This window comes from Streptococcus rupicaprae (assembly GCF_040545225.1).
GTDB lineage: Bacteria > Bacillota > Bacilli > Lactobacillales > Streptococcaceae > Streptococcus > Streptococcus rupicaprae.
Genome location: NZ_JBEPLO010000055.1, coordinates 1 through 1,916, shown reverse-complemented (window position 1 = coordinate 1,916; position 1,916 = coordinate 1). Strand labels below are relative to the sequence as shown.

The 1,916-nt window shown below is 40.2% G+C and carries 2 protein-coding genes; one reads left to right on the top strand and one right to left on the bottom strand.

The features are described from left to right. Window positions 1-174: 174 nt before the first annotated feature. Entirely contained in the window at window positions 175-765 is a 591-nt protein-coding gene (locus ABID29_RS12240) for a TlpA family protein disulfide reductase (protein ID WP_354366430.1), read from the bottom strand. 171 nt (window positions 766-936) lie between these two features. Here ABID29_RS12240 and ABID29_RS12235 point away from each other — a divergent pair, with 171 nt between their 5' ends. Further along, entirely contained in the window at window positions 937-1,746 is an 810-nt protein-coding gene (locus ABID29_RS12235) for a transporter substrate-binding domain-containing protein (RefSeq protein ID WP_354366428.1), read from the top strand. Window positions 1,747-1,916 lie beyond the last annotated feature (170 nt).

The following is a 1,916-nucleotide window of genomic DNA, read 5'->3' as shown; positions in this document are numbered from 1 at the left end:
GCGCAACAACGGCCTTGCCCCTCTTGAAATGAGGAACAAGGCCGTAGCTTAAATCTTTTATTATTTGATTGTCCACTTGACAGGGAGCAGTTCAAACAATTCGGTGGGTTATTCGTTGATACATGACCATGATAGAGTAGGCTAATCAGGGAAGGTCAACTAGTTAGACATGGTTTAGTTTAAAACTTGCTTGATGGCAGCCTCAAGGCTCTCTTGGGTCTGAACAGAGGTGAAGACGGTTTGTACCTTCTGATTTTTATCAACAATGAACATAGTAGGTGTGCTTTCAATCTTTAGGGTATCGGCTGTCAATAAACCTTGATCAATGTACCAAGGGAAAGTATAGCCCTTTTGATTAATATAAGCTTGAGCGGCTTCAGGTGTTTCACCGTTAAAGCCCGTCGCATTGATCATGACGAAATTAACACGATCTCCATATTTTTCAAATACTTTCTGGACAAATGGCATTTGTTCCTGACAATAACTGCACCAGCTCGCCCATTCCATGATGAAAATGGGTTTATCGTAAAAAGAATCACTTTTTATAGTATCCCCTTGGGTAGTAGTTATCGTGAAAACGGGAAGAGTTTGCTTTTCGAGTTGAAAGGCAGTATTGATTTCTTCTTTATCTTTGATTGAAAAGCTAGATGTTGAAGTGGTCATTTTAGCAGATTCATTCCCAATCAGTAGGTTAATACCGTATAGCCCGGCTAGTAAGAGTCCTAGCGAAAGTACAGCGATGAGAGGCCATTTTAATTTAGACATGTTAACTCCTTTTGTATTGATAGACATGATTATATCATAAAGTCAGAGAATTGTTAGGATTAGTGTTTTATATTAAAAAACGAACTTTTTGAAAGAAAATCAAAAAAAGTCATTGACAAAAGAATAATTATGCAATATAATAGAACAATCTTAGTTCAAAGGAGAATAAAAATGATTAAGAAAAGCTTGTTAACTATAGTAGCCTTGGCAGGTGTGCTTTTGACGACAGCCTGTGGCAGTCAAACCTCAACTGAGGATAACTCTTTAAAAGAAATTCAAGAAGCTGGTAAGCTGGTTGTGGCGGTGAGTCCGGACTATGCTCCCTTTGAGTTTCAGACTCTGATTGATGGGAAGAATGAAGTGGTTGGTGCTGATATTGATTTGGCTCAAGCCATTGCAGATCATCTTGGTGTAGAGCTGGAGATTTCGGTCATGAGCTTTGACAATGTCCTGTCTAGCTTGCAGTCGGATAAGGCAGATATTGCCATTTCTGGTATTTCTTACACTGAAGAACGGGCCAAGACCTTTGACTTTTCAGACAGCTATTATGAGACAGAAAACGCCATGCTAGTTCTTGCTTCAGAAGCAGATCAATATCAAACCCTGGAAGATTTTGCGAACAAGTCAGTTGCGGTGCAAAAGGGAACGATTGAAGAAGGATTGGTCAAGGCCCAGTTGACAGAGTCGAATGTCGTTTCTTTGACCAACATGGGCGAAGCCATCAATGAATTGAAGGCTGGTAAGGTTCAAGCCGTTAACTTGGAAGGTCCTGTTGCAGCAGGTTATTTGGCGCAAAACAGTGACTTGGCCTTATCCAAAGTGGCACTTGAAGTTTCCGATGGAGATGCCAAGGCTGTTGCCATGCCAAAAGGCAGCAATGCCCTCAAGGCTGAGATTGATAAGGTCATCGCAGAGCTTCTGAAAAATGACAGCTACAGCAAGTTCATCGATGAAGCCAGCAAACTGACAGTGGTGGAATAGCTATACGCTAGAAATATTAGAGGACATTGAAGCTATAATAATAAAACTCAGATAAAAGTTATTGTTAGCTCAAAAAAAAAGAGGCCGGGCAAAAACTAGTTTCAAAATAAAACCACGCAGTGATTTCTGTCTTGAAAACAATCAAGATGAAAGAATCACTGTGTGGTTTT